This window comes from Rhodococcus sp. CX (assembly GCF_015865005.1).
In the GTDB taxonomy this organism is placed as follows: Bacteria; Actinomycetota; Actinomycetes; order Mycobacteriales; family Mycobacteriaceae; genus Rhodococcus.
The window spans coordinates 27,716-28,981 of record NZ_JADZGH010000257.1; the positions used below are offsets into that span (position 1 = coordinate 27,716).

1 protein-coding gene and 1 pseudogene are annotated in these 1,266 nt (G+C 69.1%); one reads left to right on the top strand and one right to left on the bottom strand.

Annotated elements, in window-relative coordinates:
* A partial coding sequence (locus I0Q12_RS27995; RefSeq protein WP_197256806.1) for a Mut7-C RNAse domain-containing protein occupies positions 1-535 on the bottom strand: 535 nt, incomplete at its 3' end.
* A 110-nt stretch (positions 536-645) separates the two neighbouring features.
* Here I0Q12_RS27995 and I0Q12_RS34140 point away from each other — a divergent pair.
* Positions 646-1,266 (top strand): annotated as a pseudogene (locus I0Q12_RS34140) (LuxR family transcriptional regulator); the annotation flags it as partial.

Here is a 1,266-nt window from a genome sequence, read left to right on the forward strand (position 1 = left end):
TCAGATCGAGCCGCCGGACGACCTCGACGACCTGCTCGACCGGATCGACCGCGTGCACGAACAGACCGTGGGTGATCACCTTGCGGGCGAGCAGACCGCGGTCCCGGGTCAGGAGTATGCGCTGATCGTCGGTGCTGACCCGGGCGAGCGTCTCGTCGGCCGCGGTAGGGGACCATTGCACGTCGAACCCGAGCAGGCGCAGGTAGCGGGCCAGCTTGCCGACGTTGACGTCGGCGACGAACCGCGGGTCGCGCAGCGGCGCCGGCCGCAGCCGTTCGATCGGTTCGATGCCCAGTGCCTCGAAGACCGGATACACCGCGATGCGGGCGCCGGTGCGCGGCCGGTATCCGAAATCGACGGGCTCGCCGTCGACGACGATCAGGTCGATCTCCGTGTGCGGGATGCCCATCGCCTCGGCGACGTCCTTGACGGTCTGGTGGGGACGGAACGGCCGGCGCGAGGCGACGCCCCGGCATTCGGCGGCGACGAACGCGTTGAGTTCGGCGTACGGGCGGACCTCCACGAAACCGGTCACAGCTGTCATCGTCCGGCCGTGCCGTGCACCCGCGCAACCCGGACGGGTTCTCGACACACCCCACGTGTGAGGGGTACCGACGGCTATCTCGGCCTGCGCATACTGCGGTCATGGCCGAGAAGCGGGGCATGGCCGCATCTCGGACGGTCGGAGCACTTCGCTCGTCCATCCGAGATGCCGCGCTCGCCACCGACAGCCCGTCCGACTTCGGGCAGGCAGCGCTGAGCGTGATCCGCAGACGGATCCCGTTCGATCGGGGCATGGTCGGCACGGTTGATCCCGGGACGCTGATGATCACGTCCGCGACGATGGTCGACGTGACGGACCCGACCGGCCGCGCGGTCGAGATCGTCGCCGAACTGGAGTACGGCACTTCGCCCTACGCCAACACCTACAGCAGGCTCGCCCGGAAACCGGAGGGAGTCCAGACGATCCGGGACGCCATCGACGGTGATGTCCGGGATGCCTTGCCGTATCAGCAGATACTCGAACCGCTCGGGATGGACGACGAGGTCCGTCTGGTGTTCCGTGGGCGCGACAACCGGGTGTGGGGCGGCGGGACGCTCATGCGCGGACCCGGCGACCGCTTCTGCGATGCGGAATTGAAAGCGCTCGCCGAGATTGCCCGCGAGATCGGCGAAGGCCTGCGCCTGTCGCTGATCCGGCAGGCGCCACAGGTGGCGGCGGAGGTGTCCGACGGCCCCGCCGTGGTGATCGTGGGGGAGGACGAC